This is a genomic window from Myxococcus sp. AB056 (assembly GCF_006547365.1).
Taxonomy (GTDB): Bacteria; Myxococcota; Myxococcia; order Myxococcales; family Myxococcaceae; genus Myxococcus; species Myxococcus virescens.
In genome coordinates this window covers 54,632-67,900 of record NZ_VHLB01000031.1, presented here as the reverse complement: position 1 = coordinate 67,900, position 13,269 = coordinate 54,632, and the positions used below count along the sequence as shown (strand labels likewise).

The 13,269-nt window shown below is 69.4% G+C and carries 11 protein-coding genes; 3 read left to right on the top strand and 8 right to left on the bottom strand.

What is annotated here, in order from left to right; genetic code table 11:
- Positions 1–26 precede the first annotated feature (26 nt).
- Positions 27–1,937, bottom strand: a complete 1,911-nt coding sequence (locus tag FMP39_RS16050) for an alpha-amylase family glycosyl hydrolase (protein WP_141591022.1) — start codon at positions 1,935–1,937, stop codon at positions 27–29.
- A 242-nt stretch (positions 1,938–2,179) separates the two neighbouring features.
- Here FMP39_RS16050 and FMP39_RS16045 point away from each other — a divergent pair, with 242 nt between their 5' ends.
- Positions 2,180–3,790, top strand: coding sequence for a bifunctional UDP-sugar hydrolase/5'-nucleotidase (locus FMP39_RS16045; RefSeq protein WP_141591020.1), 1,611 nt, complete (start codon positions 2,180–2,182; stop codon positions 3,788–3,790).
- 15 nt (positions 3,791–3,805) lie between these two features.
- Here FMP39_RS16045 and FMP39_RS16040 read toward each other — a convergent pair whose 3' ends face one another.
- The 5 genes from FMP39_RS16040 to FMP39_RS16020 all read right to left on the bottom strand — a co-directional run bounded on the left by FMP39_RS16040 (position 3,806) and on the right by FMP39_RS16020 (position 9,688).
- Positions 3,806–4,582 carry a YdcF family protein gene (locus tag FMP39_RS16040; RefSeq protein ID WP_141591018.1) on the bottom strand — a complete coding sequence of 259 codons (777 nt, stop codon included), beginning with the start codon at positions 4,580–4,582 and terminating at the stop codon, positions 3,806–3,808.
- A gap of 15 nt (positions 4,583–4,597) precedes the next feature.
- Complete coding sequence (locus FMP39_RS16035; protein WP_141591016.1) at positions 4,598–5,443, bottom strand: NAD(+)/NADH kinase; 846 nt, start codon at positions 5,441–5,443, stop codon at positions 4,598–4,600.
- 75 nt (positions 5,444–5,518) lie between these two features.
- Entirely contained in the window at positions 5,519–6,976 is a 1,458-nt protein-coding gene (locus tag FMP39_RS16030; protein ID WP_141591014.1) for a sigma-54 dependent transcriptional regulator, read from the bottom strand.
- Entirely contained in the window at positions 6,973–8,556 is a 1,584-nt protein-coding gene (locus tag FMP39_RS16025) for an ATP-binding protein (protein WP_141591012.1), read from the bottom strand. The genes FMP39_RS16030 and FMP39_RS16025 overlap by 4 nt, the downstream gene beginning before the upstream one ends.
- Before the next feature lie 169 nt (positions 8,557–8,725).
- On the bottom strand, positions 8,726–9,688 hold the full coding sequence (locus FMP39_RS16020; protein ID WP_141591009.1) for a diguanylate cyclase: 963 nt from the start codon (positions 9,686–9,688) through the stop codon (positions 8,726–8,728).
- 104 nt (positions 9,689–9,792) lie between these two features.
- Between FMP39_RS16020 and FMP39_RS16015 the strand changes: the two genes are divergently transcribed.
- Both FMP39_RS16015 and FMP39_RS16010 read left to right on the top strand, forming a co-directional pair.
- Positions 9,793–10,584 carry a glycosyltransferase family 2 protein gene (locus FMP39_RS16015; RefSeq protein ID WP_141591007.1) on the top strand — a complete coding sequence of 264 codons (792 nt, stop codon included), beginning with the start codon at positions 9,793–9,795 and terminating at the stop codon, positions 10,582–10,584.
- Between the two features lie 7 nt (positions 10,585–10,591).
- The gene (locus tag FMP39_RS16010; RefSeq protein WP_141591005.1) at positions 10,592–11,440 is read left to right on the top strand and encodes a ChbG/HpnK family deacetylase; all 849 of its coding nucleotides are present in this window, start codon (positions 10,592–10,594) and stop codon (positions 11,438–11,440) included.
- Here the strand turns inward: FMP39_RS16010 and FMP39_RS16005 are convergent.
- Complete coding sequence (locus FMP39_RS16005) at positions 11,413–12,081, bottom strand: bifunctional 2-polyprenyl-6-hydroxyphenol methylase/3-demethylubiquinol 3-O-methyltransferase UbiG (RefSeq protein ID WP_141591003.1); 669 nt, start codon at positions 12,079–12,081, stop codon at positions 11,413–11,415. The genes FMP39_RS16010 and FMP39_RS16005 overlap by 28 nt on opposite strands.
- Positions 12,078–13,211, bottom strand: a complete 1,134-nt coding sequence (locus tag FMP39_RS16000) for a mannosyltransferase family protein (protein ID WP_141591001.1) — start codon at positions 13,209–13,211, stop codon at positions 12,078–12,080. The genes FMP39_RS16005 and FMP39_RS16000 overlap by 4 nt, the downstream gene beginning before the upstream one ends.
- Positions 13,212–13,269 lie beyond the last annotated feature (58 nt).

Sequence of the window (13,269 nt, the reverse complement as noted above, 5' to 3'; positions counted from 1 at the left end):
CCCCGGGCGCCCGGTGCCGTCAGGCGCTACTGCGAGAAGATGACCAGCGAGTAGGGGCCGATGGCGAACGACGCGTTGTGCGACAGGCCATCCTTCGCGCCACTGTAGGCCACGGTGTCAATCGACGCCGTGTTGCCGAAGTCGCCCGAGTACCCGTTCCAGTCGCTGTTGAAGCGCGCGTACCACATGCCCCCGCGCGGGAAGCCGATGTTGTAGCTGGGGAAGTACGTGCCGCTGAAGTTGGCGACGATGACGACGTCATCCCCAGGCCCGCCGTTCTCCCAACGGTGGTACGCAATCACCTTGCCGCTGTTGTTGACGTGGTGGACGTTGACGTTGCCGCCGCGCAGGCCGCGCGTGTTGTTGAACCAGTTGCGGCGCAGACGGATGAGGTCGCGGTACAGCGTCCGGATGCCGCTGTAGGTGCTGTTCTTGCCCCAGTCCACGGGGTCCGTGTCCTGGAAGTAGCCGTCCTCGAGGAACTCCTGGCCCTGGAAAATCATCGGGATGCCAGGTGAGGTGAAGACGATGCCCGCCGCCAGCGTGGAGCGCTTCTTGGCGGCCCAGCTGCCCGCGTTGCCCGGCCAGATCTCCTCCGGGACGCGCGCCTTGCCGTTGGCCACCTCGTCGTGGCTCTCCGAGTAGATGACGCGCGCGGTGTGCCGCCCGCTGTAGCGCTGGGTGATGGCGTTGCGCACCGCGTTCATGTCACGGCCGCTGTCGTTCGACGCGATGACCGCCGCGCGGATGGCGTGCACGAAGTCGCCGCCCCACTGCGAGTCGAAGCCCGCGCCGCCCGAGGTGTCGGACGTGGCGTCGTTGGTGATGGAGTCACCACCGCCGAAGTCCTCGGCGATGCTGATCTTCCACGGCTGCGTGGCGTTGATTTCGCGGTTGATGGAGCGGAACACGCGCCACGCGTCGGGGATGGCGGTGGTGTCGCTGCCATTCTGCGTGCGCATGTACTTGGTGGCGTCCCAGCGCAGACCGTCACCCCGGAAGGAATGGGTGAGGTTCATCATCGAGTCGCGAATGTACGCGCGGACCTCGGGGCGGCCGTAGTCCGGGCGGGTGTCGCCCCACGGCGTGCTCTTGCGCCAGTCGTTGTAGAAGTACTCGCCGCCCGAGCCCAGGCAGTCGCCGCTGAAGCACCACATGGGCAGGTCGCTGGGGCCGTAGTGGTTGTGCACCACGTCGAAGATGACGCCGATGCCACGCATGTGCGCCTCGTCCACGAAGCGCTTCATGTCGTTGGGGTGCCCGTAGGCGCTCTCCGGCGCGAATGGAAAGGCGGCGTTGTAGCCCCAGGAGAAGTCACCGGCGAACTCGTACGCGGGCATGACCTTGATCATGTTCGCGCCCAGGTCCCGGATGTGGTCGAGCCTGGCAATCGCGCTGCTCCAGTTGCCAGGGCCGAAGCCGGGCGAGTCGTGGAACGTGCCGACGTGCATCTCGTAGATGATCATCTCGTTGAAGCCAGGGCTGCTGTACTGCTGCGCGTTCCACCAATACTCGCCGTGGTCGTAGATGATGCTGGAGCCGGTGGAGTTCTCCTGCCATGCCGAGCGGGGGTCCGCCCGCCACGCGTCGCTGCCCCACTGGTTGCGGGTGATGAACTTGTACTTCTGGCCCTTCACCGCGCCCGCCACATCGCCGGAGAAGTTGCCGTTGAACTCGTTGCCCAGCTCAATCCAGGTGCCCCAGCCGTTGAAATCGCCGGAGACGAACACCCGGCTCGCCATCGGCGCCCAGACGCGGAACGTGGTGCCACCCGCATAGACGGTGGCGCCCATGCCCGGCCGCGTGGACGAGCTGAGCTGCTGGCTGATGACCGCCGTCTCTTCCGCGGAACCTCGCGGCGCTTCGAGCGCGGACTCCCCACAGCCGGCAATCACACCCGCCAGCAGGAGCGCACTCCACCTGTTGCTGTGCCTCATGGATGACAACCTCCCTTGGTCAGGGAGCGTCCTAGCAACCGGCGCAAATCCCGCGCAAACGGCTCTGCACGGAATCTGTAATTTTCCACCACAACTCAGCGCGTCAAACGTATCCACCGGCACACCTGCCCCCCTGTGTGACACGCGCGCGAAGTTGCCGGTGCTCGCCATCGACGCATGAGTGCGATACGCCCCACACGTTGCGCCCCACCCAGGGAGCGCGTTGGGGAGAGCGACGTACGATGACGAAGAAGACAGCGCTGGCTCGACGTGAGGCCCTGCTCGCGTTGGCCGCGGTCCTTGCCAGCGGATGCGCCACGAGCGCCCCCTCCCCCACGCCCGCACTGCCTTCCGGCACGGTGCGCCTGACGCTCCTTCACCTGGCGGACGTCTACCAGGTCCAGGCCGTCGAGGAAGGAAGGGGGGGCATGGCCCGCGCCGCCACGCTGCGCAAGCAGGTGCTTCGCGAGAGCCCCCACGTCCTGACGCTGATGGGGGGCGACACGCTGTCTCCGTCCGTGGAGTCGCTGGTGGAGGTGGACGGCAAGGCGCTCAAGGGCCGGCACATGGTGGACGCGTGGAATGCGTTCGGCCTGGACTACGCGGTGCTGGGCAACCACGAGTTCGACTTCGGCGACGATGTCCTGCGTGAGCGCATCCGCGAGTCCCGCTTCACGTGGCTCGGGGCCAACGTGCAGGACGCGAAGTCCGGGGGCCTCTTCGCGGGAGTCCAGGCCTCCGCGGTGCGGGAGTTGGGCGGCATCAAGCTGGGCCTCTTCGGCGTGGTGCTCCAGGAGACGAAGGCCACCACGAAGGCCAGCAAGGACACGCTCTTCGGGGACGTCTGCGAGGCGGCCCGGAGCGAGGTGGCGAAGCTGCGCGAGGCCGGCGCCCAGGTGGTGGTGGCCCTCACCCACCTGACCGCGGACCAGGACCGGGCACTCACCCGCTGCGTCAAGGTGGACGCGGTGCTCGGGGGGCATGACCACGAGGCGCTGGAGGACCGCAGCACGGGCACGCCCATCTTCAAGGTGGCGGCGGACGCGGTGGACCTGGGCCGGCTCACGCTGGACGTGGACGCGGCGACGGCCACGGTGCGCAATGTGACGTGGCAGACGCTGCCGGTGACGCGGCAGGTGCCGGAGGACGCGGCCTTCAACGCGGCCATGCAGCCCTATGCCGCGCTGTTCAGCCAGTTGTCCGAGCACGTGGGCCGCTCCCCCGTGCCCCTGGAAGCGCGGGCCGCGCTGGTGCGCACCCAGGAGACGAACCTGGGCTCGTTCGTCGCGGATGCGTTCCGCGCGGCGGCCAGTGCGGACGTGGCGCTGGTCAACGCCGGGGCGCTGCGCGCGGACGCGGTGCTGCCCGCGGGCGGAGTCACCCGGCGGGATTTGCACGCCATCCTGCCGTACGCGGATGAGCTGGTGGTGCTGGAGGTGAAGGGGGACACGCTGCGCGCGGCGCTGGAGAACGGCGTCAGCCTCAGCCGCGAGGACTCACGGCCGGGCCGCTTTCCGCAGGTGTCCGGGCTGGAGTTCACCTTCGATTCGGACCGGCCCGCCGGACAGCGGGTGCTGGGCGTGAAGGTCGGCGGCAGGCCGTTGGACAAGGCCGCCACGTACCGGCTGGCGACGCTGAGCTTCCTCGCCAGCGGCAAGGACGGCTACGACATGCTGCGGAACCAGCCGTCCACGCCGGCCAGGGTGACGGGTAACTCGCCCCTGGACGTGCTGGCGGAGGCGTTCCGCACCGGCACGCCGTCGCCGCATGCCCAGGCGGATGGCCGTATCTCCCGGCTCGGCACGGGCGCCCTGGCTCCCGACGCGCGTCAGCCGCCCGCGCCGCTGAAGTAGGACGGGGCGCGGCGCTCAAGGCGCCGTCCAGCCTCGCACGCGGTACACCACACGCCCCGCCAGCTCGCGCAGGGCGTCGGTGCTCAGGTTGAGGGCCCCCGACCTCGGCAGCCAGCTCATGCGCCGCAGCGGCGTGTTGGACGCCCGCGAGTCCACCGGCAACAGGTCCGGACGCAGCCCCACCGCCGCGAAGCAACCCGCGGCGCGCGGCATGTGCGCGGCGCTCGTCACCAGCAGCAGGGACTTCCACCCTCGCTCCTGGATGATGCGCGCGGACTCCACCGCGTTCTCCCGTGTATTTCGGCTGCGCCCTTCCGTGACGATGCGCTCCCGCGGAATCCCCCACCGCTGGAGCTGCCGGAGCAGCACGTCCGCCTCCACCACCGCCTCGGGCCTCGGGTCCAGCGAACCGCCGGAGACGAGCACCTGCCGAGCCCGGCCCTCGCGCAGCAGCTCGAAGCCCCGCAGCACCCGCTCCGCCGCCGCGTTGTACTCCGGCACGCCGGTGCGCTCCGTGGCGGCCGGATCCAACCCGCCGCCCAGGACGATGACGGCGTCATACGTTGCCCCCGGCTGGAAGGACCGCACCGCCCCCGCCTCCGTCGCCCGCATCAGCCCCATGGCCACCGGCTCGATGGAGAAGGCGTACAGCACCGCCCCGCCCAGCACACTCAGCACCCGCGACAGCCGCTCACGTCGCCGCCGCAGCCCCCAGGCCACCAGCCACAGCAGCAGCGCCCAGGAGAGCGGCGCCAGCAGCAGGTCCAGCACCTTCGACAGGAAGAGGAACACGGCGCGCGGCGCCTTTCAGCGCTCGCCCCAGTGGAGCTTCTGCCTGAGGATGGAGAAGTAGGCCACCTTCGGGTTGCGCACCAGGTTCACCCGGTTGGGTGAGCGCACCACCTCGATGCAGTCCCCGCCCTGGAGCCCGTGGCCCGTCTGCCCGTCGATGGTCAGGTACGTGTCCGCCGTCTCACTGCGCAGCGTCACCCGGATGGTCCGGTCCGCCGGCACGACGATGGAGCGCTGCGTGAGTGCGTGCGAACAGATGGGCGACAGCACCGTGCAGTCCACCGACGGGTGGACGATGGGCCCACCCGCCGACAGCGAGTACGCCGTGGAGCCGGTGGGCGTGGCCAGGATGACGCCGTCCGACTTGTAGGTGGTGATGGGCACCCCGTCGATGGCCGTCTCGTGGTCGGCGATGCGCGCCAGCGCGCCCTTGTTGATGACCACGTCGTTGAGGACCTCGTCCTCGATGAGCACCCTGCCCCCGCGCAGCAGGCGGCAGGTGAGCTTCATCCGGGAGTCCACCTGGAAGCGCCCCGCGAGCACCTGCTCCAGCATGGGGTACAGCTCTTCCACCGGGACTTCCGTCATGAAGCCCAGGCTGCCCAGGTTGACGCCCAGAATCGGAACCCCGCGGCCGCCGAGCAGGCGCGCCGCGTAGATGAGCGTGCCGTCACCGCCCAGCACCACCATCAGGTCCGCCCGGGTCACCAGCTCCCGGTCATCCACCCGCGGCCAGCCCAGCTCATGGGCCAGCGTGCGGTCCGCCAGCACCGACAGGTGGGGGTACCGCTCACGGATTTGAGCCGCGAGCGCCACCGCCTCGGGCTTGTCCCTCTTCGCGACGATTGCCAGGGTCTGCACGCAACCCCGCCTTGTAGTCCAGGAGGGCCCCGGGCGCGCATGGGAAATGCCCGGGTGCCCGCCGGCCGACATCCGTCAGGACGCGGCTTCCAGCGCCTCGCCGTCGTCCTGGGAGATCACGCGGGGCTTCATGGACCGGCCGGCCACCTCGTACTGCTTGAGCAGACGACGGAAGCTGGAGCGGTCCACGCCCGCCGCGCGCGCGGCGCTGGAGACGTTCTGGTTGTTCTTCTCCAGCAGGGCGGACAGGTAGCGGCGCTCGAAGGCACGCATCGCCAGGCGCTTGGCCTGGGCGTACGGCAGGTGTGCCAGGCTGAACACCTCCACGGTGGAGTCCGGCTGCGGCGCGGACTGGAAGCCCGGCGGCAGGTCCTCCACGTCGATGACCTCGTTGCTCGTCAGCACCACCGCGCGCTCGATGACGTTCTCCAGCTCGCGCACGTTGCCCGTCCACCGGTTGCAGGTGAGGGCTTCCATGGCGCGCGGGGAGATGCCCGTCACCTTCTTGTCCGCCTTGGAGGCGTAGAGCTTGAGGAAGTGGTGCGCCAGCAGGGGCACGTCCTCGGGCCGGTCGCGCAGGGGCGGCAGGTCGATGGTGATGACGTTGAGGCGGTAGAAGAGGTCCTCGCGGAACTTGCCCTGCTCCTTGGCGCGGGACAGGTCCACGTGGGTGGCGGCGATGACGCGCACGTCCACCTTCACCGGCTCGTTGGCGCCCACGCGCTTGACTTCACCCTCCTGGAGCACGCGCAGCAGGCGGACCTGGGTGGCCGGGGGCACGTCGCCAATTTCGTCCAGGAAGATGGTGCCGCCGTCGGCCGCCTCGAAGAGGCCCTTCTTGTTGCCGGTGGCGCCGGTGAAGCTGCCCTTCACGTGACCGAAGAGCTCGCTCTCCAGCAGCGTCTCCGTCAGCGCCGAACAGTTGACCGCCACGAAGGGCTTGTCCTTGCGCGCGCTGCGGTAGTGGATGGCGCGGGCCACCAGCTCCTTGCCGGTGCCGCTCTCCCCCTGGATGAGCACCGTGGCGGTGGAGTGGCTCACCGTCTCCACCAGCTTGAAGACGGAGCGCATCTGCGTGGACTGGCCGATGAGGTCCTCGAACTGGCTGCGGGCCGTGAGGGCCTCCTCCAGCGCGCGGGTGCGGTCCTTGAGCGCCTTGCGCTCGGCCGCCTTGGCCACCGTGAGGCTGACCTCGTCGATGTTCTCGAAGGGCTTGGTGAGGTAGTCGTACGCCCCCGCCTTCACCGCCTCCACCGCCGTCTCCACGGTGGCGAAGGCCGTCATCATGATGACCTCCACGTCCGGGCGGTCGGCCTTGATGCCGCGCAGCAGGTCCATGCCGGACAGGTTGGGCATCTTGATGTCGAGGACGACCACGTCGATGGTCGGATCCTTCGCGGCCGCCAGGCCCTCCACCGCGTCGTCAATGGCCACCACCGGGTGGCCCTCGCGCTGGAGAATCTGCGTCACGGCCTTGAGGACGACGGAGTCGTCATCCACGACGAGGACTTTGGCGCGCTTGACTTGGTTCACGGCAACCTCTCGAGCTGCAGGGGGATGGGCAGAAAAACGGTGAAGCAGGAGCCTTCACCGACCTGGGTATCCACGTGGAAGCTGCCCCCGTGGTCCTGGACGATGCGGTAGGCAATGGAGAGCCCCAGGCCGGTGCCTTCACCCGGGGCCTTGGTGGTGAACGACGGCTCGAAGATGCGAGGCAGGTACTTCTCCTCGATACCCGTGCCGGTGTCCGTCACCGCGAAGAAGCAGCGGTCGCCTTCGCGACCCGTCACCAGCTTCAGCTTGCCCTCACGCGTGGGCAGCGACTGGAGACCGTTCTGCAGCAGGTTGAGCACCACCTGCGCGAGCTGACCGGGGTCGCCGTACACCTTGGGCAGGCCCTCCGCGAGCCCCAGCGCCAGCTCCACCGTGGGCATGGACTTGAGCTGCGCGCGGAACAGCACCGCCGCGTCCTCCACGCACTTGGACAAGTCGAAGGGCCGCCGGTCCTCCACGCGGCTGTGGCGGCTGAACTTGAGGAGGCTCTCCACGATGCGCTTGCAGCGCAGCGCGCTCTCCTCGATGAGGCCCAGCGACTCCAGGTCCGCCTCGCTGCGGCCCGCGTCGCGCGACATCAACTGCGCGAAGGCGAGGATGCCGCCCAGCGGGTTGTTGATTTCGTGCGCCACCCCGCCGGCGAGCTGGCCCACCGCGGCCATCTTCTCCGTCTCGATGAGCCGCCGCGTCATCGACTGCTCCTCGGTGACGTCCCGGTAGGTGCAGACGACGCGCTCATCCCCCGCCATGGGGTAGGCGGCCACCACGAAGGTGCGCCCGCCCTGGCGGACCTCACCGCGCGCGCCCTTGCCGCTCTCCACCGCCGCCGGCAGCGGGCAGCCCGTGCACGGCTCGTTGCGGCCGAAGAGGTAGCGGTAGCACGTGGTGTCGGAGGGAATCTCCTCGATGGAGCGCCCCGCGACGTCCGCGTACGCCAGGTTCGCCCGCCGCACCGCGAAGTCCCGCGCGCGCACCACGCACAGCGGCGTCTCCATGCAGTCGAAGGACAGCTCCCACTCGCGCTTGGCCTGGCTCAGCATGCGCGTGCGCTGGGCGACGCGCTCCTCCAGGTCCGCGTTGAGCAGCTTCAGCTCCGCGTTCTGCGCCTGCGTCACCGTGTAGAGCCGCTCGTTCTCCGCCTGGAGCGCGTACTGCTCGAAGGCGCTCTTCACCGTCAACACCAGGTGGCTGTCGTTCCAGGGCTTGGAGATGAAGCGGAAGATTTCCGACCGGTTGATGGCCTCTTCGATGGCCTGCTGGTCCGCCTGGCCCGTCAGCATGATGCGCTGGGCCCGCGGCTCCTGCTGCTTCACCCGGGTAAGGAAATCGACGCCATTCATCCCCGGCATGCGGAAATCGGAGATGACCACCTCGGGGTGGAAGGCCTCCACCGCCCGCAGGCCCTGCTCGGCATCCGTCGCCGTCTCGATGTCCCAGTCGCCGCGGCGCAGCACCCGGCGGATGGACTTGAGGATGTTCTCCTCGTCATCCACCAGGAGCAGCCGCCCGCGTGGCGATTCGGCCTGCTGACCGTGGACATATGCGGCTTGAGAACCCATGAATTGTTTCCGCCCCTAGACAAATGCAATGGCCCTGCCAGCAGAAACTCCCTGCCCAACAGTCTGGAATCACGGGCCTTGACATTTCCATGGCGCGAAAAAACACAGGGTCCAATTAGACCCATCCCCACCAAATGGGTCAATACAGACCCCGGGTCTTTGACCCGGGCTAGGTTCCGAGCGGACCGACCGGGAGCTGGGGATGTAGGCAGATGCGATCCCTGCCGTCCCGTTTGGCCTGGTAGAGGGCCTCGTCGGCCGTCAGGAGCAGCTGCTCCGGGGTGAGGACGGTGCGGTGGGGGAAGCTGGAAACCCCCAATGACGCGGTGACTTGCAGGCTGTCCGACACCTCCAGCCGCAGGGCGCGCAGCTCGCGGCGGACGCGCTCGGCGACAGTGAGCGCCCCGGTGAGGTGGGTGCGGGGCAGCAGCACCGCGAACTCCTCGCCGCCATAGCGGGCCACCAGGTCCGTCTCGCGCACGCCTCGGGTGAGCGCGGCGGCCACCTCGCGCAGCACGCCGTCGCCCGCGGAGTGGCCGTACTTGTCGTTGATTTCCTTGAAGTAATCCAAGTCCAGCAGGATGAGCGACAGGGAGTCGTCATAACGCTGGGCGCGGCGGAACTCCTCCCTCAGCCGCTCCTGGAAATGCCGGTGGTTGTGGAGGCCCGTGAGGCCGTCCGTCGACGACAGCCGCTGGAGCTCGCTCACCTGGGCGGCGAGCGACTCCATCCGGGCCTGCGCGGCCAGGGCGCGATGCACCCGGGCCACCAGTTCATCCGGCGTCCATGGGTCAAGAATGACCTCAGCGCCGCGGCGCAGGGCCTCCAGCCAGAGACCTCTGGGGTCGGGAGGGGCCAGGAGCACCACGGGGGGCCCCACCGGGCCTTCCGCGGGTGTCAGGCGCTCGAGCAACCCCACGCTGGCCTGGGCGTCCTCGCCCGGGCAGAGCACCACCAGCGATACCTCCCGCGCCAACCTCGGCACCTCCGGGCCGTGGGCGGTGATTCGGAGGGCGAAATCCTCCGGGCCCAGCGCACGGGCCAACCGAGGCAACGTCGACTGCGAGTCGTCCACTACCAGCAGGGTGAAGGGCCTGGAGTTCACAGTGTCCCCGCAAAATGGTGATTTCACGGTATCATAGGCGTGCGACGATATGCGACCCCTGCAATTGGATAAAAACCGGATTCTCTGGTAGCGAGCCGCCAACTTCGCAGGTCCGTCCGCCGAGGTCCCTCGTGGCCCAATACCCCAGCATCAGCCTGTTCTTCCCCGCCTGGAACGAAGAGGACTACGTCGAGCGCGCCGTCAGCCGGGCGCTGGAGGTCCTCCCCGCCCTGACGGACGACTTCGAAATCATCGTCGTCAACGACGCGTCCACGGACCGCACCCGTGAGGTCTGCGAGGCGCTGGCCCAGAAGGTTCCCCAACTGCGTGTCATCCACCACCCCGTGAATCTGAAGCTGGGTGGCGCCATGCGCACCGGGCTGGCGGCCTCGACGAAGGACATCGTCGTGTACTCCGATGTGGACCTGCCCTGGGACATGCGCGAGCTGGAGCGGGCGCTGCACCTGATGTCGTACCTGGAGGCGGACATGATTTGCGCCTTCCGGTTCGACCGCACGAGCGAGGGCCCCAAGCGCATCATCTACTCGTTCGTCTACAACATGCTCATCCGGTCGCTGTTCGACATCCAGATCAAGGACGTCAACTTCAGCTTCAAGGTGATGCACCGCCGTGTGCTGGAGGCCATGGAGCTGCACAGCCAGGGCTCGTTCATCGACGCGGAGCTGGTGGTGAAGGCCATCCGCCAGGGCTTCCGCGTGTTCCAGATGGGCGTGGACTACTTCCCGCGCACGCGCGGCGTGTCCACGCTGGCCTCGCCCTCCGTCATCACGAAGATGGTGCGGGAGCTGGTGAAGCTCTATCCGAAGATGCGCGCGCCGCAGCCGCCAGTGCACCCGGTGCGCTTGCCGCCTTCCGTGCAGCAGCTCCACGCGGTGCCGCCGGGCCGCACGGCGCGAGGCTGAGCCCCGAATGACGCGCCCCCTCACGCGCCTGGTGGTGAACGCGGACGACCTGGGGCTCCATGCCTCGCTGGACGCCGGCATCCTCCGCGCGCACCGCGATGGCATCGTCACCAGCGCCACGCTGCTGGCCACGGGCCCCACCGCGCCCGAGGCCGCCGCCCGCGCGAAGGAGGCACGGCTCGCGGTGGGCCTCCACCTGGCGCTCTCCACGCGGCTGCCTCCCGCGGCGCCCGCGCACGAGGTCCCCACGGTGGCACCAGGTGGCCGGATGAGGGGGAGCTGGGCCGACTTCGCCCGCGCCTGGCTCACCGGCCAGGTGCGCCGGGACGAGCTGGCGCGCGAGCTCTCCGCTCAGCTTCAGCGGGCCCGCGCCCTGGGCGTGACGGTGGACCACCTGGACGGGCACCAGCACCTGCACCTGCTGCCCGGTGTACGTCCCCTGGTGGAGTCCCTGGCCGCGCGCGAAGGGCTGCCCCTGCGCTGGCCGGACGCCCTCCCTCGCCCGCGCTGGCTGCAGGCGCCGGGCCCCGCGCTGAAGGCCACGGTGCTGGCCGTGCTCGCGCGCGCCGCGCCTCGGGCCCCCAAGGGCGTGCGCCGGGTGAGCGCGGGCGGCGTCTTCGAAGCGGGGATGCTGGACGAGGCCGCCCTGCTCGCGGTGGTGGACGCGCTGCCCGCGGGCGACTTCGAGCTGGGCTGTCACCCGGGTGAAGGCACGCCGCACGTCCCCGAGGACCCGGCGTGGCGCTACGGCTGGCAGGCGGAGCTGGCCGCCCTCACCAGCGCGCGCGTGAAGGCGCGACTAAATGAACGCGGCATCGAGCTTCACAGCTACGGGACGCTGTTCTCCGCCACGTAGAGGACGTGCGGCGTGGTGTAGCCCTGCCCCAGGTCCACCACCTCGCGCACCGCGAAGCCCGCGTCCTTCAGATAGCGCGTCATCTCGGCTCGAGGCTTCAGCGCCATGCCGCCGCTGGCCTTCGTGCGGCCCAGCAGCGACACCATCACCCACTCCTGCGCCAGCGCCTTGCGGTGCTTCCAGGAGCCATCACCCTCCACCTCCTTGAGCAGCAGCCGCGCGCCGGGCTTCAGCAGGCCCCGCACCGTGGAGAGGAAGCCGGACCACTTCGACTCCGGCAGCAGGTACAGCACGTCGCACACCACCGCCGCGTCGAAGCGCCCGGAAGCGCCCTGGGCCAGTGTCTCCTCCACGGTGCCTTCCTCGATGCGCACGTTGGGCTGGCCCGCGAGCGCTCGCCGTGCCCAGGCTACCTTGCGCGAGTCCGGGTCCACGCCGTGCACGGTGCGGCCCGGGTCCTCCAGGGCCAGCAGCGCGGACAGCAATCCGTGCCCACAGCCAATGTCCGCCACGGCGCCCACGGGCGTTCGCGCGGCCATGGCCAGCAGCGGGGCGGAGAAGGCCCGCGCGTGGACGTGGAAGCGCTCGGCGACGGGCAACCCGTCGTAGCGAAGGAGGGCCTGTTCGAGGAGGTCGCTCATGAGACGTAGTAGTCCGCGCCGAAGGCCCACGAGAGGACGAGCAGCGACGCGGCGCCTACCGCCAGCGCCCCGCGCAGCAGCAAGGGCCGCTCGCGCAGGAGCATCGCCGCGGTGAGGAAGACGGGGAAGGCGGACAGCAGGTAGCGCCCCATGCCCATGAAGTCCTTGGTGGACCACGCGGGCAACCCGACGATGGCCAGCACGTAGACGGCGTAGCCCCACCCCAGCAGCTTGCGCGTGGGCCACACCAGCGCCAGCGCCAGCAACGAGAAGAAGGCGTGCGCGGCCAGCCGGAAGGCCTCACGCTTGTCCTGCGGCGCCAGCACGACGCGCTCGAACCAGCTCACCTTCAGCCACGTGTGCCAGCCCGGAATCTGCTCCCAGCCGGGCGAGCCCTGCACCTTCACGAAGGCCACCGGGTCACCGAACTGGTGCCACAGGAAGAGCATGTACGCGCCGAAGCCCAGGCCCGACAGCACCGGCAGGAAGTCCACCGCGCTCCACTTCTCGCCGCGCGCGTGCTTCCACTCCAGGCGGCGCACCAGCAGGCCCAGCACCACCGCGGGCGCCACGGGCCGGGCCGCGGTGGCCACCGCCGCGACGAGGACGGCAGGCCCCAGGTGCCCGCGCTCCAGCAGCAGGAAGGCCGCCACCACCAGCAGGACGAACAGCGCGTCCGAATACATGGCGCCGTAGAAGTAGAGCGTGAAGGGGTAGCAGGCCATCAGCAGCCCGGCCTTCAGCGCCGTATCCTCGTCCGTCAGCTTGCGCGCCCAGACGGTGAAGAGCATCAACGCCAGCGGGCCGCACAGCAGCGTGATGAGCACGCCGGACTGGTACACATTGGGCCCCAGCGACTCCACCGCGCGGATGAGCAGCGGGTACAGCGGGAAGAACGCCACCGAGCTCTGCTGGCCCGGGGCGAACTGGTAGCCCTCCTGGGCAATCCGCATGTACCAGCTGGAATCCCAGGCCACCCAGCCCATGGTGAAGTACTCGTCGAGCCGGACGACGGGGTTGTTGGGGTCCTTGTGGAAGAAGCGCCAGGCCCCGGCGGTGGCGGCGGCGCCACAGGCCACGACGGCCGACAGGACGACGAGGACGATGGTGCGGGACGCGGAGCGTGCCATGGAGCCCGGGAGGCTCGGGCCAGAGACGGCCTCCGGTCAAGCCCGGGAGCCGCTGATA

Bases quoted from the DNA above. Each gene is read 5' to 3' on its own strand.
- FMP39_RS16050 (WP_141591022.1), bottom strand. From the start codon at position 1,937: ATGAGGCACAGCAACAGGTGGAGTGCGCTCCTGCTGGCGGGTGTGATT.
- FMP39_RS16045 (WP_141591020.1), top strand. From the start codon at position 2,180: ATGACGAAGAAGACAGCGCTGGCTCGACGTGAGGCCCTGCTCGCGTTG.
- FMP39_RS16025 (WP_141591012.1), bottom strand. From the start codon at position 8,556: ATGGGTTCTCAAGCCGCATATGTCCACGGTCAGCAGGCCGAATCGCCA.
- FMP39_RS16010 (WP_141591005.1), top strand. From the start codon at position 10,592: ATGACGCGCCCCCTCACGCGCCTGGTGGTGAACGCGGACGACCTGGGG.
- FMP39_RS16005 (WP_141591003.1), bottom strand. From the start codon at position 12,081: ATGAGCGACCTCCTCGAACAGGCCCTCCTTCGCTACGACGGGTTGCCC.
- FMP39_RS16000 (WP_141591001.1), bottom strand. From the start codon at position 13,211: ATGGCACGCTCCGCGTCCCGCACCATCGTCCTCGTCGTCCTGTCGGCC.